The organism is Micromonospora sp. KC721 (genome assembly GCF_004348355.1).
Taxonomy (GTDB): domain Bacteria; phylum Actinomycetota; class Actinomycetes; order Mycobacteriales; family Micromonosporaceae; genus Micromonospora.
The window spans coordinates 1-15,279 of record NZ_SMJY01000151.1 but is presented as its reverse complement, the minus strand read 5'-3'; the positions used below and the strand labels follow the sequence as shown (position 1 = coordinate 15,279).

The window sequence follows — 15,279 nt, the reverse complement described above, 5'->3', positions numbered from 1 at the left end:
GGCGCAGGCCTACCGGGGCACCCCGCTCGGCCAGGTGTCGCTCGACGGCGTCCGGCAGGACGTGCTGCTGCACAGCACCGCCACCCCGCCAACCACGGTGGAGCAGCTGCTCGCGCTGCCAGTCGGCCCGGTGAAGCTGGGCACGATCGCGAAGCTGCGCACCGTCTACGGCCCGCCGCAGGTCACCCGGATCGACGGCGAGCGCAGCGTCACGGTCACCGGCACCGCCACGGGCGCCAACCTCGGCGCCACCACCCAGGAGCTGCGGCAGCGGCTGGACGACGTCGACGTGCCGGGCGCGACCCTGACCGTCGGTGGGGCGAGCGCGGACCAGCAGGAGGCCTTCGCCGACCTGCGCCTGGCCGTGCTGGCGGCGATCGCCATCGTCTTCCTGATCATGGCGGGCACGTTCCGCAGCATCACCCAGGCGCTGATCCTGCTGATCTCGGTGCCGTTCGCCGCAACCGGCGCGATCGCGCTGCTGCTGGCCACCGGTACCCCGCTCGGCGTGCCGGCGCTGATCGGTGTGCTGATGCTGGTCGGCATCGTGGTGACCAACGCGATCGTCCTGCTCGACCTGGTCAACCAGTACCGGGCGCGCGGCATGGGGGTCGCCGAGGCGGTGGTCGAGGGCGGCCGGCGTCGACTGCGTCCGATCCTGATGACCGCGGTCGCCACCATCTTCGCGCTGCTGCCGATGGCCCTCGGGCTGACCGGCGAGGGCGGGTTCATCTCCCAGCCGCTGGCCGTGGTGGTGATCGGCGGCCTGCTCAGCTCCACGCTGCTGACCCTGGTCCTGGTGCCGACGCTCTACACGATGGTGGAGCACACCAAGGAGTCGCTGCGGCAGCGGTGGATCGGCCGCCGGGGCCGTCCGGACCCGGCCGGGCTACCGGCTCCGGACGCCGCCAATGCCGGCGCGCTCGTCCCGGCCGCCGGTCCTGGTGGCACGCCGGCGGCGGCCGACGGTACGCCGGCGGACGCCGGCTCGGAGCGTACGCCGGCCCGCCCGACCCCGTCGGCGGCGCTGCTGGACGGTACCGACCAGTTCGAGGTGCTGCGCCTGCCCCGCAGCCGCAGGTCGCCGCTGCCCCCGACCCAGTAGCGGCGACGCGCCCGGACGGGGCGGGCCACCTCGGTGGGCCGCCCCGCCCGCGCCTGGTGTCGGTGGCGGGCCGCGGGAAGGTGTCGAGGTGACCGGTCGGGGTAGGGTTCCGGCACGTGTCCTCCACCCTTGAGGTCCTGACCCGCAACCGGGACTTCCGCAACCTGTTCCTGGCCGAACTGGTCGTCTTCGGCGCGGACTGGTTCGTCATGGTGCCGCTGCTCGTACTGCTGCCCGAGCTGACCGGCAGCGGTGTCTGGGGAGCGCTGGTGCTGGCGCTGGACACCGGCGTGGTGGCCCTGCTGCTGCCGTACACCGGGACGATCGCGGACCGCTTCGACCGAAAGAAAATCATGATGGCGGCGAACCTCGCCGCCCTGGCCGGCGTGCTGCTCCTGCTCGGGGTGCGTAGCGCCGGCACCGCCTGGCTGGCCATGGTGGCGATCGCCGCGGTCGCGGTCGCCAAGGCGTTCTACTCGCCGGCCGCGCAGGCCGCCCTGCCCAACGTGCTGCTGCCGCGCGAGTTGGCCGCCGGCAACGCCATCGCGGGTTCCGCCTGGGGCACCATGACGGTGGTCGGCGCCTCGCTCGGCGGCGTGCTCAGTGCGGCAACCGGGCCGTACACCAGTTTCTGGGTGGCCGCGGTCGGCCTGGCGCTGGCCGCGTGCCTGGCCGCGCGGATCCGCCGCCCGTTGCAGGCTGCCCGGGACGCCGACGAGCCGGCGCCGCGCACCTGGGCGGCGATCGGCGAGGCGCTCGGGCACATCGGCCGCCGGCCCCGGGTGCTGGCGTTGGTCACCGTGAAGTCGGCCGTCGGCCTGGGCAACGGCGTGCTCACCGTCTTCCCGCTGCTTGCCGGGGTGTACGGTGCCGGCTCGGTCGGCACCGGTCTGCTCTTCGCCGCCCGGGGCGCGGGCGCACTGGTCGGGCCGCTGCTGATGCGCCGGGTGCTCACCGACCGGGCCTGGCTGCTGCCCGGCCTGGCCGTGTCGATGTCGCTGTACGGGCTGGCCTACCTGGGCACCTCGGTGGCCGGCTGGTTCCCGCTGGTGTTGCTGCTGGTCTTCGTCGCGCACTTCGGCGGCGGCAGCAACTGGGTGCTGTCCAACTTCGCCCTCCAGGGCGAGGTGCCGGACCGGCTGCGCGGGCGGGTCTTCGCCACCGACATGATGTTGGCGACGCTGGCCATCTCGGTGAGCCAACTCGTGGTCGCCGCGGTGGTGGACGTGGTGGACGAGCGGGTGGTGCTGGCCGGCTGTGGCCTGGTGACGCTGGTGTACGCGGTGGGTTGGCGGGTCGCCACCCGCCGGCTGTCGCTCGCCGACCCGGCCGTCGCACCGGCGTCGACGGTCACGCCCGGTGGGTAACGATCCCGTCCCACCCGCCGGGCGGCGCTCCCCGACGTCGGCCCGGGGTCCTAGCATGAGCCGGTGCCGTTGACATTCGCCACCGGGCCGGTCCGGGTCCGGGTCCCCGCCACCAGCGCCAACCTGGGGCCGGGCTTCGACGCGCTGGGCCTGGCCCTCGGGCTGTACGACGACGTGGCGGCCGAGGTGGCCGCCGGCGGCGTCCGGGTCACGGTCGGCGGCGAGGGCGCCGGCGAGCTGCCGGAGGATGATCGGCACCTGGTGGTCCGTGCCATGCGGGTCACCTTCGACGCGCTCGGCGGACAGCCGTCGGGGTTGGTCCTGGAGTGCGTCAACCGGATCCCGCAGGCCCGGGGGCTGGGCTCATCCTCGGCGGCGATCGTGGCCGGGGTGCTGTTGGCCCGCGCGCTGGTGACCGACGGTGGGCAGCGGCTCGACGACGAGGCGGCACTGCGGCTGGCCGCCGAGATCGAAGGCCATCCGGACAACGTCGCCCCCTGTTTGCTGGGCGGCTTCACCGTCGCCTGGACCGAGCCGTCCGGGGCGCGGGCGGTGTCACTGCCGGTGGCCGAGGGCGTCCGGCCCACCGTGTTCGTGCCGGCCGAGCGGGGTTTCACCGAGACTGCCCGGGCGGCGCTGCCGGCCACCGTCCCACACGTCGACGCCGCTGCGAACGCCGGCCGCGCCGCGCTGCTGGTGCACGCCCTGACCGCCGAGCCGGGGCTGCTGGTGCCGGCCACCGTGGACCGGCTGCACCAGGGCTACCGTGCTCCCGGCATGCCGCAGACGGCGGCACTGGTCGAGGCTCTGCGTGCGGCTGGTGTGGCGGCCGTGGTCAGTGGGGCGGGGCCGACCGTGCTGGCGTTGACCGAACCGCCCACTGACTTCCGGACGGGAACAGAATGGCAGGTCTGGCGGTTGGCGATAGAGGCGAGCGGTGCGACCGTCTCGCGGGGTAGACTGGGACACGCCGAGCGGGGTCCTGTTGCCGCAGGTCGGAAGAGTTGATTACGCTCTAGACTCAGCACAGCCGCGAAGCATGCGATCTTCCTGCGGGTCGGCGCACCCCCGAAGCTCTCGGCGGTAAGCCCGTCACTCCTGCCAAAGGCCCACGCCGCACCGCAGTTTCCACAGGTCGCCGCAGACGGCGAGACCTGCTCACCGATGGTGGTGAGTCGGGAGATTGACCGGCTGCTGTGCCACAGACTCCCGCGACGCGTCAGTGCGAGGCGGGTGCACCGAGGCCGCCCGGCCACCTGAGTTCGTCGACTCCGGGCAGTCCCGGCCTATCGAGGGAAGGAATCCATTGAGCGACACCACCGACGTGACGTCGGATGTTTCCAACGTCGCTGGCGAAGCCACCACCGCCGCCCCCGCCCGCCGTCGGCGCAGCGGCACCGGTCTGTCGGCGATGCTGCTGCCGGAGCTGCAGAGCCTGGCCGCGTCGCTCGGCATCTCCGGTACGGCGCGGATGCGCAAGGGCGAGCTGATCAGCGCGATCACCGAGCGGCAGCAGGGCGGCGCCGCGACCGGCACCCCTCGACCGCGGGCCGAGGTCGCCGCCGCGACCGCGACCGCTCCTGCCCGCGAAGAGGTCCGCGCCGAGGTACGGGAGACCGCGGAGCAGGCTTCCGCCGCGCCGGCCACCGCCGGTGCGGCCGAGGGGCGTACCCGGACCCGGCGTAGCCGGGCCGCCGCCGCCGAGACCCGGGCCGCCGAGACCCGTGCCCCGGAGGCGGGGGCCGAGGAGGCCGCCACTCCGGAGACCACCGAGCGTGGTGAGGGCCGTGGCAGCCGGGACCGCACCGATCGGGCTGAGCGGACCGATCGGACTGATCGGGGCGAGCGGACCGATCGGACTGAGCGGGCTGAGCGGACTGATCGGGGCGAGCGGACCGATCGGGCTGAGCGGACTGATCGGACTGATCGGGGCGAGCGGACCGATCGGACTGAGCGGGCTGAGCGGACTGATCGGGGCGAGCGGACCGATCGGGCTGAGCGGACCGATCGGACTGATCGGGGCGAGCGGACCGATCGGACCGATCGGGGCGAGCGCAACGAGCGAACCGAGCGTGCCGACCGCGGGGATCGGGGCGAGCGCAACGACCGCGGTGACCGCGGTGACCGCAACGAGCGGGGCGTCGAGCGGGCCCAGCGCACCGACGACTCCGACGAGGATGGCGAGAACGGCGGCCGGCGCGGCCGGCGCAGCCGCTTCCGGGACCGCCGGCGGGGCCGGGGCGAGCGGAGCGAGGGCGGCGATGGTGGCGGCCGTGAGCCGCAGGTCGGCGAGGACGACGTGCTCGTCCCGGTGGCCGGCATCATCGACGTGCTGGACAACTACGCCTTCGTCCGGACCACCGGCTACCTGGCCGGCCCGAACGACGTGTACGTCTCGATGTCCCAGATCAAGAAGTACGGTCTGCGCCGCGGTGACGCGATCACCGGTGCGGTGCGGGCAGCAGCTCGGGACGGTGAGCAGCGGCGGGACAAGTACAACCCGCTGGTCCGCCTGGACACCATCAACGGCATGGAGCCGGACGAGGCCAAGCGTCGCCCCGAGTTCTACAAGCTCACCCCGCTCTACCCGCAGGAGCGGCTGCGGCTGGAGACCGAGCCGCACATCCTCACCACCCGGGTGATAGACCTGGTCATGCCGATCGGCAAGGGTCAGCGTGCGCTGATCGTGTCGCCACCGAAGGCCGGCAAGACCATGGTGCTGCAGGCCATCGCGAACGCGATCACGCACAACAACCCGGAGTGCCACCTGATGGTGGTGCTGGTGGACGAGCGTCCGGAAGAGGTCACCGACATGCAGCGGTCGGTGAAGGGCGAGGTCATCGCGGCCACGTTCGACCGTCCGCCGCAGGACCACACCACGGTGGCGGAGTTGGCGATCGAGCGGGCCAAGCGCCTGGTCGAGCTGGGGCACGACGTCGTCGTGCTGCTCGACTCGGTGACCCGGCTCGGCCGGTCGTACAACCTGGCGGCGCCGGCCAGCGGCCGGATCATGTCGGGTGGTATCGACTCCACCGCCCTCTACCCGCCGAAGCGCTTCCTGGGTGCGGCCCGCAACATCGAGAACGGTGGCTCGCTGACCATCCTCGCCACCGCGCTGGTGGAGACCGGGTCCATGGCGGACACGGTCATCTTCGAGGAGTTCAAGGGCACCGGCAACGCGGAGCTGAAGCTGGACCGGAAGATCGCCGACAAGCGAACCTTCCCGGCCATCGACATCCACCCGTCCGGCACCCGCAAGGAGGAGATCCTGCTCGCGCCGGAGGAGCTGGCCATCATCCACAAGCTCCGCAAGGTGCTGCACTCGCTGGACTCGCAGGCGGCGCTCGACCTCCTGCTGGACCGGCTCAAGCAGAGCCGTACCAACATCGAGTTCCTGATGCAGATCGCCAAGTCGACGCCGGGGGAGTGACCTCTCCCGGCAGAGACCGTACGAAGGGCACGGCCGTGGCGGTCGTGCCCTTCGTCGTGTCCGCACCCCGCACAGGGGACGGTCAGAAGTCGCCCTCGGCCACCTGGAAGACGGTCAGGCCGAGCGCCCGCCACATCCGTACCACCTGCTGCCGGTCGTCGAAGACGCCGACCACCCGGTACCGGTGGCGTACCTCGCGCTCGTAGATCTCCTGCTTCACGACGGTGTCCTTCCGGTGGTCGCCGGCGGCCCGCAGGTGCAGCCCGAGGTACGGCACCCGGACGTGCCGGGCCAGCCAGGCCACCGTGGCGTCCCGGGCCGTCGCGTCCCGGCCGGAGCAGAAGACCACCCCGTACCCGGCGGCGTGCATCGCCCGCACCGCCGCGATCACCGCCTCGTTCGGCGCGTCCTCGCCGACCCGGGTCATGTCGTACGGGCTGCGGGCGACGTTCAACGCGACGGTGCCGTCGATGTCCACCAGCACGATCTCTTGCGGCGCGGCCGGCGCGGCGGTCACCGCGGCGGGGCGGCCGGCGCGGGCGGTGGGCACCGGCAGCGGCAGCGGCCGGTTCGCCAGGTAGCGCTCGTGCAGGCGGCGGATCGCGGCCTCGCCGACCCGGTCGCCCTCGGCGCGCGCGGCGTCGCGGCGCAGGCACTCCGCCAGGGGTACGTCGGTGAAGTCGTGCACCTCGAACCGCGCGTCGTACCGGAAGGCGAGGTCGGCCCACTCCCGCAGCGTGCGCGAGCGCAGGTTGGTGTCGTCCACGCAGACGCTGCTGCCGGCGCGCAGCAGCGCTTCCACCTGGGCCCGCTGGACGAGGGTCACCTGGTACTCGGCCCGCTGGGTGAAGAGCCGCTGGCCGTGCAGCATCCGGCGCAGGTCGTCGCGGTTGACCCGGACCACGGCCGGCTGGAGGGTACGGGCGAAGGTCGTCTTGCCGGAGGCGGGCAGCCCTCGGGTGGCGACCAACCGGGGTGTTCTGCCCGTTCCGCTCCGGTTCAGGGACGAATCGGACACGTCTTCACCGTACGCGGTCGAGGTGAATGCTGCCCGGGGCCGGCGGGAATGCGACAGGTACGCCGGGCGTTGGCGGGGGTGGACCGATCGTGCGGCCCGGCTGACGGGTCGGCTCACGCCCATGGCACACTGGTCAATCGGCCACCGGTTCCGGTTCACGCCCGAGTCCGTCGCGTAGCAGCGGCGGGGGGAACAGCGGCGACCCGGCGACCACCGACGAGAGGACCGAGGCGACATGAAGCCCAACATCCACCCGGAGTACGCGACCACCGAGGTCTCCTGCTCCTGCGGTAACACCTTCACGACCCGCAGCACCGCCAAGGGCGGCGCCATCCACGTCGAGACCTGCAGCGCCTGCCACCCGTTCTACACCGGCAAGCAGCGCGTCCTCGACACCGCCGGCCGGGTCGCCAAGTTCCAGCAGAAGTACGCCAAGGTTCAGGCGAAGAAGGCCAAGTAGCCACACCGACGACGCCCGTGTCCGGCTTTCCGCCGGACACGGGCGTTCGTCCGTTCCGCCCCTTGCCAGCTGATCGTCGAAGGAGAACCCCCGCATGAGCAGCGAGCGCCTGGCCGCCCTCCTCGACGAGTACGCCGACCTGGAGAAGCGCCTCGCCGACCCGGCCATCCACGCCGACCAGGCCACCGCGCGTCGCGTCGGCCGCCGGTACGCCGAGCTGGTGCCGCTGCACAAGGCCGCCGGTGAGCTGGCGCAGGCCCGGGCCGACCTGGTCGCGGCGAGGGAGTTGGCCGCCGAGGACCCGTCCTTCGCCACCGAGGCCGAGTCGATCGCGGCGACCCTGCCGGTGCTGGAGGAACGCCTCGCCGAGCTGCTGATCCCACGCGACCCGCACGACGCCAAGGACGTGATCATCGAGATCAAGGCCGGCGAGGGCGGCGAGGAGTCCGCACTCTTCGCCGGCGACCTGCTGCGGATGTACACCCGGTACGCCGAGCGTCGCGGCTGGCTGACCGAGGTGATCGACGCGCAGGACTCGGATCTGGGCGGGGTCAAGGACGTCTCGCTGGCGATCAAGAGCAAGGGTGTCCCCGAGGGCGGCAACGGGGTGTGGTCCCGGCTGAAGTGGGAGGGCGGGGTGCACCGGGTGCAGCGGGTTCCGGTCACCGAGTCGCAGGGGCGTATCCACACCAGCGCGGCCGGCGTCCTGGTGCTTCCGGAGGCGGAGGACGTCGACGTCACCATCGACCCGAACGAGCTGCGCATCGACGTGTTCCGGTCGTCCGGGCCGGGTGGCCAGTCGGTGAACACCACCGACTCCGCCGTCCGGATCACCCACCTGCCGACCGGCGTGGTGGTCTCCTGCCAGAACGAGAAGTCGCAGCTGCAGAACCGGGAGCAGGCGATGCGTATCCTGCGGGCCCGGCTGCTGGCGGTGGCGCAGGAGCAGGCCGACGCCGCCGCCTCCGACGCCCGCAAGGCGCAGGTGCGTACGGTGGACCGCTCGGAGCGCATCCGCACCTACAACTTCCCGCAGAACCGGATCACCGATCACCGGATCGGCTACACGGCGTACAACCTGGACCTGGCGCTCGCCGGTGACCTGGACGGCGTCCTGGACGCCCTCGCCGAGGCCGACCGGGCGGCCCGGCTGGCCGGCGACACCGAACTCGCCCGCCGCTGACCCGCCCCAGCCGCCGACCCGCAGGTGCAGCGGCACCTGGCAGCGGCCCTGCGGGTGGCGTCGCGGCAGTGACCCGGCCGGCGGCGTCCCGCGCCGACCGGTCAGCGGGCCCGGTGCGGGATGCCGGTGGCCCCGTCGCGGGGGCGGGCCTTGGCCCGCAGCATCTCCCGGTCGGCGGTCTCGAAGGCGACGCCGAGCGCGTCGCGCGGCGTGCCACCGGCCACGTCGACCTGGGCGAAACCGATGCTCACCCCGACCGGTGTGCCCGGCACCAGCGACTCCCAGTCCTCGGTGCGGACCGCCGCGTCGATCCGGCGGGCCACCTCCGATGCCTCTGTCATCCCGGCGTCGCGAAGCACCACCACGAACTCGTCGCCGCCGTAGCGGGCCACGAAATCACCCCGGCGCATCACCCGGTTGATCACCCCGGCGATCCGTTGCAGGACCAGGTCCCCGGAGTGGTGGCCGTGCTGGGTGTTGACCGCCTTGAAGCCGTCCAGGTCGCAGACGCCGATCACCACCCGCTCGCCCTGGGCGGTGGCCGAGCCGATGTACCGCTCCAGACGACGCCGGTTGGGCAGGCCGGTGAGCGGGTCGGTCAGCGCCTCGCCCTCGTACCGGGCGGCCTCCCGGCGCATCTCCTCGTGGTCGATGCGGGCGGCGATGCCGTCGATGTAGACGTCCCGCAGCCGGTCGCTGCGCTGCGCGGCGAGGCGGAACGCCAGCCGGTCGACCCGGTGCGCGGCGGCGTGATCGCCGGCCCGGGCGAAGGCGATGCTGCGCAGCCGGGCCGGCTCGGCCGCGCCCAGGGTCTCGACGGAGACCTGGGCGCTGTCGAGCCGGGTGATCGCCTCGATCGGTCGCCCGGCGGCCACCGCCAGGCAGATCAGCCCGAGTTGGCGCATGTCCCGGGCCCGCGCGCTGTCCCCGCCATGGCCGAGCAGCCGGATCGGGTCCGCCTCGGCGGAACGCTCCACCGGGTCGCCCAGGGCGGCCCGGCGGGCCGCCGCGTAGCCGTACGCGGCCAGACTGCTCGGCCGGATCCGGTCGCTGCGGCCGTTGCGGGCGAACCGGGCCAGGTCGGCGGCGATGTCCCGGAGCACCCGCAGGCAGCCGTCGCTGTCGCCGTTGTGGTCGAGGGCGACCGCGTTGCGCAGCCGGATACCCGGGGCGGCGAAGAGCTCCTCGGGCAGCCCGGCGGCCAGCCCGTGTTGGCGGGCCCGCTCGATCGCGCCCAGCGCGTGTCCGTGGAAGCTGAGGTACGAGTACGCCATGGCCAGGTCGTGCCAACCCCAGGCGGTGTCCCGGTCCTCCTCCTCGGCCGCGCCCAGTGCGCGGGCGGCCCGGACGAGGTGGGTGACGCAGCGGTCCAGCGCGCCCTGGTGGTGCGCGGCCAGCGCGGCGAGCGCGTTGAGGTGCCCGTGCAGGTACGGCTCGGGCAGATCCCGCACGGCGCCCGAGGCGTCCTCGATGGCCCGGGTGAACTCGGCCGTCCGACCGAGGTTGATCAGCGCGCAGAGCCGTTGGACCAACGCGTCGGCCCGGGCGTGCGGGTCGGCGGTGGTGCGCAGCACCCGGTCGAGCACGCCGCACGCCTCCGCGGAGCGGCTCGCCTCCTGCAGGGCCCGGGCGCGACGGAGAGCGTCAACCTGGTCGTCGACCCGGTCGAGCCACGGCACTCTGCCAACCTCCTGTCGGTGTGCGTCGGGACGCACCCGCTCGTGCCGGGGCTCGCGACGCTTCATGATTATGTCGTGACCTCCCTGCCACGCCACTCCCCCGGAGGGGTAGAACGCGAACGGGCCACACTCGCCGTGGCGTGGGCCGCCCGCACCCTCGCCGCCGCCGGGGTGGAGTCGGCTCGCGCCGAGGCCGAGCAGTTGGCGGCGTACGTGCTGGACGTGCCCCGTGGGCGGCTGGCGCTCGCCGACGGCTTCGACCCCGACCAGCGGGACCGGTTCGCGGCGCTGGTGGCCCGGCGGGCCGACCGGGAGCCGTTGCAGCACCTCACCGGCCGGGCCGGGTTCCGGCACCTGGAGGTGGCGGTCGGGCCGGGGGTCTTCGTGCCGCGACCGGAGACCGAGCTGCTCGCCGGGTGGGGCGTCGAGCAGGCCCGCCGCCGGCTGGCCCCGCTGGTGGTGGACCTGTGCAGCGGCTCCGGGGCGATCGCTCTGGCGGTCGCCCAGGAGGTGCCCGACGCCCGGGTGGTGGCCGTGGAACGTGCGCCGGCCGCGTTGGCCTGGTTGCGGCGCAACGCCGCCGAGCGGGCCGCCGCCGGGGACCGGTCGGTCGAGGTGGTGGCGGCCGACGTGACCGACCCGCGGTTGCTGGCCGGCCTGGTCGGGCAGGTCGACGTGCTGCTCTGCAACCCGCCGTACGTGCCGCGCGCGGTGGCCGTACCGCCGGAGGTGGCGGGCCACGACCCCGACGAGGCGGTCTTCGGTGGGACGGACGGGCTGGCGGTGATCCGGCCGGTGCTGGCCCGCGCCGCCGCGCTGCTGCGGCCCGGCGGCGTGCTGGGCGTGGAGCACGACGACACGCACGGCGCGGCGGTGCCGGCCCTGCTCGCCGCCGACGGCCGGTACGCCGAGGTGGCGGAGCACCGGGACCTCGCCGGGCGGCCCCGCTTCGCCACCGCGTCCCGCCGGACGGACGGCCCGCGTCCCGACACCGGCCCGGCGTGGCAGACTGGCTTCTCGTGATGCTCTACGACTGTCGGTCGCCCGCCGACCGGGACCGCGGCATCGCCGCTGCCATCGAGGCGGTCAAGAACGGCGAACTGGTCGTGTTGCCGACCGACACGGTCTACGGAATCGGCGCGGACGCCTTCACCCCGTACGCGGTCAAGGCCGTCGCCGACGCCAAGGGTGGCGGGCGGCAGGCGCCGTCGGTGCTGATCGGTTCCCGGCACACCCTCGACGGCCTGGTCTTCTCGCTGCCCCGCGCGGCCCGTGACCTGGTCGAGGCGTTCTGGCCGGGGGCGCTGACCATCGTGGTGGAGCATTCGCCGAGCCTCGCCTGGGACCTGGGCGACGCCAGTGGCACGGTGGCGGTGCGGATGCCGCTGCATCCGGTGGCGCTGGAGGTGCTGCGCGAGACCGGTCCGATGGCGGTGGCCTCGGCCAACAAGGCCGGGCAGCCGCCCGCGCCGACCGCCGAGGCGGCCCGCGACCAGCTCGGTTACCAGGTCCGGGCGTACCTGGAGGCCGGACCGTGCCCCGACCCGGTGCCGAGCACGATCGTCGACCTCACCGGCGCGACACCCAGGCTGATCCGTCCCGGTGCGATCAGCCTGGACACGCTTCGCGACGTGGTCCCGGACATCCTCGACGCGCAGGAGACCTGAGTGCCGCCGTTCACCGTCCTGCACGTCTGCATGGGTAACATCTGCCGCTCCCCGATGGCCGAGCGGCTGCTGGCGCTGGCGGTCCGCGAGCGGCTGGGCCGGCTCGACGTCGACCCGGCCCGCGCCGACGCGCTGCTGCACAGCCACAGCGCGGGCACCGGCGGCTGGCACGCCGGCGAGGAGATGAACCCGCCGGCCGCCCGGCAGGTGCTGGCCCGCGGCGGTGACGTCGAGGGCTTCGCCGCCCGCAAGCTCCGCTCCGACCTGATCGACGCCGCCGACCTCGTCCTCACCGCCACCGCCGACCAGCAGGAGTACGTGGTGGCGCTGCGCCCGGACGCCGCCTGCCGCACCTTCGTGCTGGGGGAGTTCGGCCGGCTGCTCGGGTTGGTCGACAGCGCCGCCCTGCCGCCGGCGCAGCCCACCCCGGAGGCCGTGTACGCCCGAGGGGTGGCCCTGGTGGCGGCGGTCGACGCGGCCCGGCAGGGCGCCTCGCCGTTGCACTCGGACGACCTGGACGACCCGTGGGGGCGGGGCGACCAGTGCTTCAGCCGGGTCGCCGACGAGATCGAGGAGACCGTCCACCCGCTGGCGGGCACCCTGCTGCCCTGACCCGCCCGACCGGGTGACGGTGGGCGGCGTGTCCGGGCATGCACGCGCCTCTGCACTCGCGAATTTCCTCCGGATCTGCGAAACGTGAAGGCAGAAGGGGTTTTTAGGGTCATTCTGGACGGGTCCTGACCGGCTCCTGCGGGGAGAGCTGATGAAACGGGCCCATCTCGACAAGGTGTTCACCGTGCTGATCGCCGGCGTGCTCGCCGGACTGGCGCTGGCGGTCGCCGCGCTACCGGCCGCGCTGGTGTTCGGGATCGGCTTCGGCGCGCTCGCCACGCCGTACGCCGAACTGCCGGAGAGCCTGCGCAAGCCGCCGACGGTCGAGCGGTCGAGCCTGTACGCCAACGACGGCCGCACCCTGATCACCACCTTCTACACCGAGGACCGGGTGGAGGTTCCGCTGGACCGGATAGCGCCGGTGATGCGGCAGGCGATCGTGGCCGCCGAGGATGCCCGGTTCTACCAGCACCGGGGCGTCGACCTGCGCGGCGTGCTGCGGGCCTTGACCGCGAACCAGCGCGACGGCGCGCCCCGGCAGGGCGCCTCCACGCTGACCATGCAGTACGTGCGCAACGTGCTGGCCGGCGACCCGCGCCTGACCGAGCAGCAGCGGCAGGCGGCCACCGAGATCAGCGCCGCCCGGAAGATCCGGGAGATGCGCTACGCCCTGGCCCTGGAACGGGAGCTGAGCAAGGACGAGATCCTGCGGCGCTACCTCAACATCGCGTACTTCGGCGCCGGGGCGTACGGGATCGCCGCGGCCAGCAAGCGCTACTTCTCCACCTCGCCGGCGAAGCTGACGCTGCCCCAGGCGGCGCTGCTGGCCGGGCTGGTCCGTTCACCGCACACCGACGATCCGATCAACGGCGACGCCGACGCGGCGCTGAGCCGCCGGGCGTACGTGCTGGACCGGATGGTGGACTCGCAGCAGGTCGCGCCCGCCGAGGCGGCCCGGGCGAGCAACGCCCCGTTGGCGCTGCGCCCCAGCGAGACACCGAACGACTGCACGGCGGTGCCGAAGGAACAGAACGACTGGGGCTTCTTCTGCGACTGGTTCACCCAGTGGTGGAGCGCCCAGCCGGCCTTCGGCACGTCCGCCGCCGAGCGGCAGGACACCCTGCGCCGGGGCGGGTTCCGCATCGTCTCCTCGCTCGACCCGGACATCCAACGGGCGGCCGTACGGGAGGTGCGTGCCATCTACGCCGTCGACGACCCCCTCGCGGTGCCCACGGCGGTGGTGCAGCCGGGCACCGGTCGGGTGCTGGCCATGGCGGTCAACCGGAACTACAGCGTGGCCGCCAACCCGCCGGGCCGCAAGAACCATCCGAACACCGTCAACCAGCTCGTCGGCGGCGGCAACGGCATCGCCGGCTACCAGGCCGGCTCGACGTTCAAGCTGTTCGCCCTGCTGGCCGCGCTGGAGTCCGGGCTGCCGCTGGACACCTCCTTCGACGCACCCGCGCGCATCCGCACCCGGTTTCCCGTCGAAGGCCCGACCGCCAACTGCGACGGGCGGTGGTGCCCGACCAACCCCACCCTGGCGATGGACGGCCCGCACACCATGTGGACCGCGTTCGGCCACTCCTCGAACACGTACTTCGCGTGGCTGACCGAGCGGGTCGGGGCGGACCGGGTGGTGGCGATGGCCGAACGGCTGGGCATGGTGTTCCGCGCCGAGCAGGACGCCGAGCTGGCCCGCCACGGCGCGAAGCAGTGGGGGGCGTTCCCCCTCGGGGTCTCCTCCACCACCCCGTTGGACCTGGCCAACGCGTACGCGACGGTGGCGGCGGAGGGGACGTGGTGCGCCCCGCTGCCGGTCATGTCGATCACCGACAACGCCGGGCACGAGGTCGCCGCCGGCCGCCCCGACTGCCGGCAGGTGATCGATCCCGACGTGGCCCGGGCGGCGGCGGACGCCGCCCGCTGCCCGGTCGGCGACCAGTCCATGTACGCCGCCTGCGACGGTGGCACGGCGGAGGAGCTGGGCCGGAGGCTGGGTCGGCCGGTGGCCGGCAAGACCGGCACGTCCGAGCGGGACGGGACGACCTCGGTGGTGGCGATCACCCCGCAGCTCGCGGTGGCCCAGATCGCGGCGAACCCCGACGACCCGCAGGACGCCGTCGGCGGGAGGGCGCAGCCTCGGCTGGTCGACGCGGTCGGTCGGGTGCTCGACCAGGCCCTGCGCGACCAGCCGGTCCGCGACTTCGTTCCGCCCAGCGAGTCCGTCGCCTTCGGCGGCGCCATCCGCGACCCGAACTGAGTCGTCCGGGGTGGTGCCGCCCCGCGCGGTCCTCTCATCCGAAGGACGCCAGAAGTTCCCGCTCCCTGTCCGGGGCGAGTCCCGCACGGCGTGGCCGGTCCAGCCCCTGTTCGCGTTCCCAGCGCAGGGTGTCGGCGAGCAGGTCGGCGCGACAGCGGTGGCGTAGGCCGGCGCTGGTGGCGGCAGATCCGTCGCGGGCCGCCCAGCCCTCCCATCCTGGTTCGGCCACCCACATGGGCAGCGAGTCGGGGCCCATGTGCTGGGCCACTCCGTGGGCGAGGAGTTGCTCGGACGCCACCGTGACGACCTTGCCGGTGTGTCCGCCGACGCGGCGGGACAGGTCGACCCACTCGGCGAAGGGCACAGCCGGACCAACCGCGTTGTAGGTACCTGTGGTGCCTCGTTCCGCGGCGTCGAGGAGCCAGGTCGCCAGGTCGCGGACGTCGATGGCCTGGGTCGGGGCCTGCGGGGTGTCGGGGACGAGCAGCGGGGCCC

12 protein-coding genes and 1 pseudogene are annotated in these 15,279 nt (G+C 73.6%); 10 read left to right on the top strand and 3 right to left on the bottom strand.

Features of this window, described 5'->3' with window-relative positions; translation table 11 throughout:
* The 4 genes from E1182_RS22365 to rho form a co-directional block, all read left to right on the top strand.
* A partial coding sequence (locus E1182_RS22365; protein ID WP_132268542.1) for an efflux RND transporter permease subunit occupies positions 1–1,105 on the top strand: 1,105 nt, incomplete at its 5' end.
* A gap of 116 nt (positions 1,106–1,221) precedes the next feature.
* Positions 1,222–2,472 (top strand): MFS transporter, encoded by a 1,251-nt coding sequence (locus tag E1182_RS22360; RefSeq protein WP_132268539.1) that lies wholly within the window; start codon positions 1,222–1,224, stop codon positions 2,470–2,472.
* Between the two features lie 63 nt (positions 2,473–2,535).
* The gene (thrB, locus tag E1182_RS22355; protein ID WP_132268536.1) at positions 2,536–3,480 is read left to right on the top strand and encodes a homoserine kinase; all 945 of its coding nucleotides are present in this window, start codon (positions 2,536–2,538) and stop codon (positions 3,478–3,480) included.
* A gap of 298 nt (positions 3,481–3,778) precedes the next feature.
* Complete coding sequence (gene rho, locus E1182_RS22350) at positions 3,779–5,902, top strand: transcription termination factor Rho (RefSeq protein WP_132268534.1); 2,124 nt, start codon at positions 3,779–3,781, stop codon at positions 5,900–5,902.
* Positions 5,903–5,984: 82 nt separating this feature from the next.
* Here rho and E1182_RS22345 read toward each other — a convergent pair whose 3' ends face one another.
* Positions 5,985–6,920 carry an AAA family ATPase gene (locus tag E1182_RS22345; protein WP_243706373.1) on the bottom strand — a complete coding sequence of 312 codons (936 nt, stop codon included), beginning with the start codon at positions 6,918–6,920 and terminating at the stop codon, positions 5,985–5,987.
* 235 nt (positions 6,921–7,155) lie between these two features.
* On the opposite strand from E1182_RS22345, the gene rpmE reads away from it, so the two are divergent.
* Positions 7,156–7,380 carry a 50S ribosomal protein L31 gene (gene rpmE / locus E1182_RS22340; RefSeq protein WP_132268530.1) on the top strand — a complete coding sequence of 75 codons (225 nt, stop codon included), beginning with the start codon at positions 7,156–7,158 and terminating at the stop codon, positions 7,378–7,380.
* A 94-nt stretch (positions 7,381–7,474) separates the two neighbouring features.
* Positions 7,475–8,563, top strand: a complete 1,089-nt coding sequence (prfA, locus tag E1182_RS22335; protein ID WP_132268528.1) for a peptide chain release factor 1 — start codon at positions 7,475–7,477, stop codon at positions 8,561–8,563.
* Between the two features lie 101 nt (positions 8,564–8,664).
* Here the strand turns inward: prfA and E1182_RS22330 are convergent, their stop codons facing one another.
* The gene (locus tag E1182_RS22330; RefSeq protein ID WP_132268546.1) at positions 8,665–10,242 is read right to left on the bottom strand and encodes a GGDEF domain-containing protein; all 1,578 of its coding nucleotides are present in this window, start codon (positions 10,240–10,242) and stop codon (positions 8,665–8,667) included.
* 75 nt (positions 10,243–10,317) lie between these two features.
* Here E1182_RS22330 and prmC point away from each other — a divergent pair, with 75 nt between their 5' ends.
* From prmC to E1182_RS22310, 4 genes are all read left to right on the top strand, one after another.
* The gene (prmC, locus tag E1182_RS22325) at positions 10,318–11,265 is read left to right on the top strand and encodes a peptide chain release factor N(5)-glutamine methyltransferase (RefSeq protein ID WP_132268525.1); all 948 of its coding nucleotides are present in this window, start codon (positions 10,318–10,320) and stop codon (positions 11,263–11,265) included.
* The gene (locus E1182_RS22320; RefSeq protein WP_132268544.1) at positions 11,265–11,909 is read left to right on the top strand and encodes an L-threonylcarbamoyladenylate synthase; all 645 of its coding nucleotides are present in this window, start codon (positions 11,265–11,267) and stop codon (positions 11,907–11,909) included. The genes prmC and E1182_RS22320 overlap by 1 nt, the downstream gene beginning before the upstream one ends.
* On the top strand, positions 11,910–12,521 hold the full coding sequence (locus E1182_RS22315; RefSeq protein ID WP_132268523.1) for a phosphotyrosine protein phosphatase: 612 nt from the start codon (positions 11,910–11,912) through the stop codon (positions 12,519–12,521).
* A 151-nt stretch (positions 12,522–12,672) separates the two neighbouring features.
* Entirely contained in the window at positions 12,673–14,784 is a 2,112-nt protein-coding gene (locus E1182_RS22310; RefSeq protein WP_132268521.1) for a transglycosylase domain-containing protein, read from the top strand.
* A 34-nt stretch (positions 14,785–14,818) separates the two neighbouring features.
* Here the strand turns inward: E1182_RS22310 and E1182_RS22305 are convergent.
* Positions 14,819–15,279 (bottom strand): annotated as a pseudogene (locus E1182_RS22305) (hypothetical protein); the annotation flags it as partial.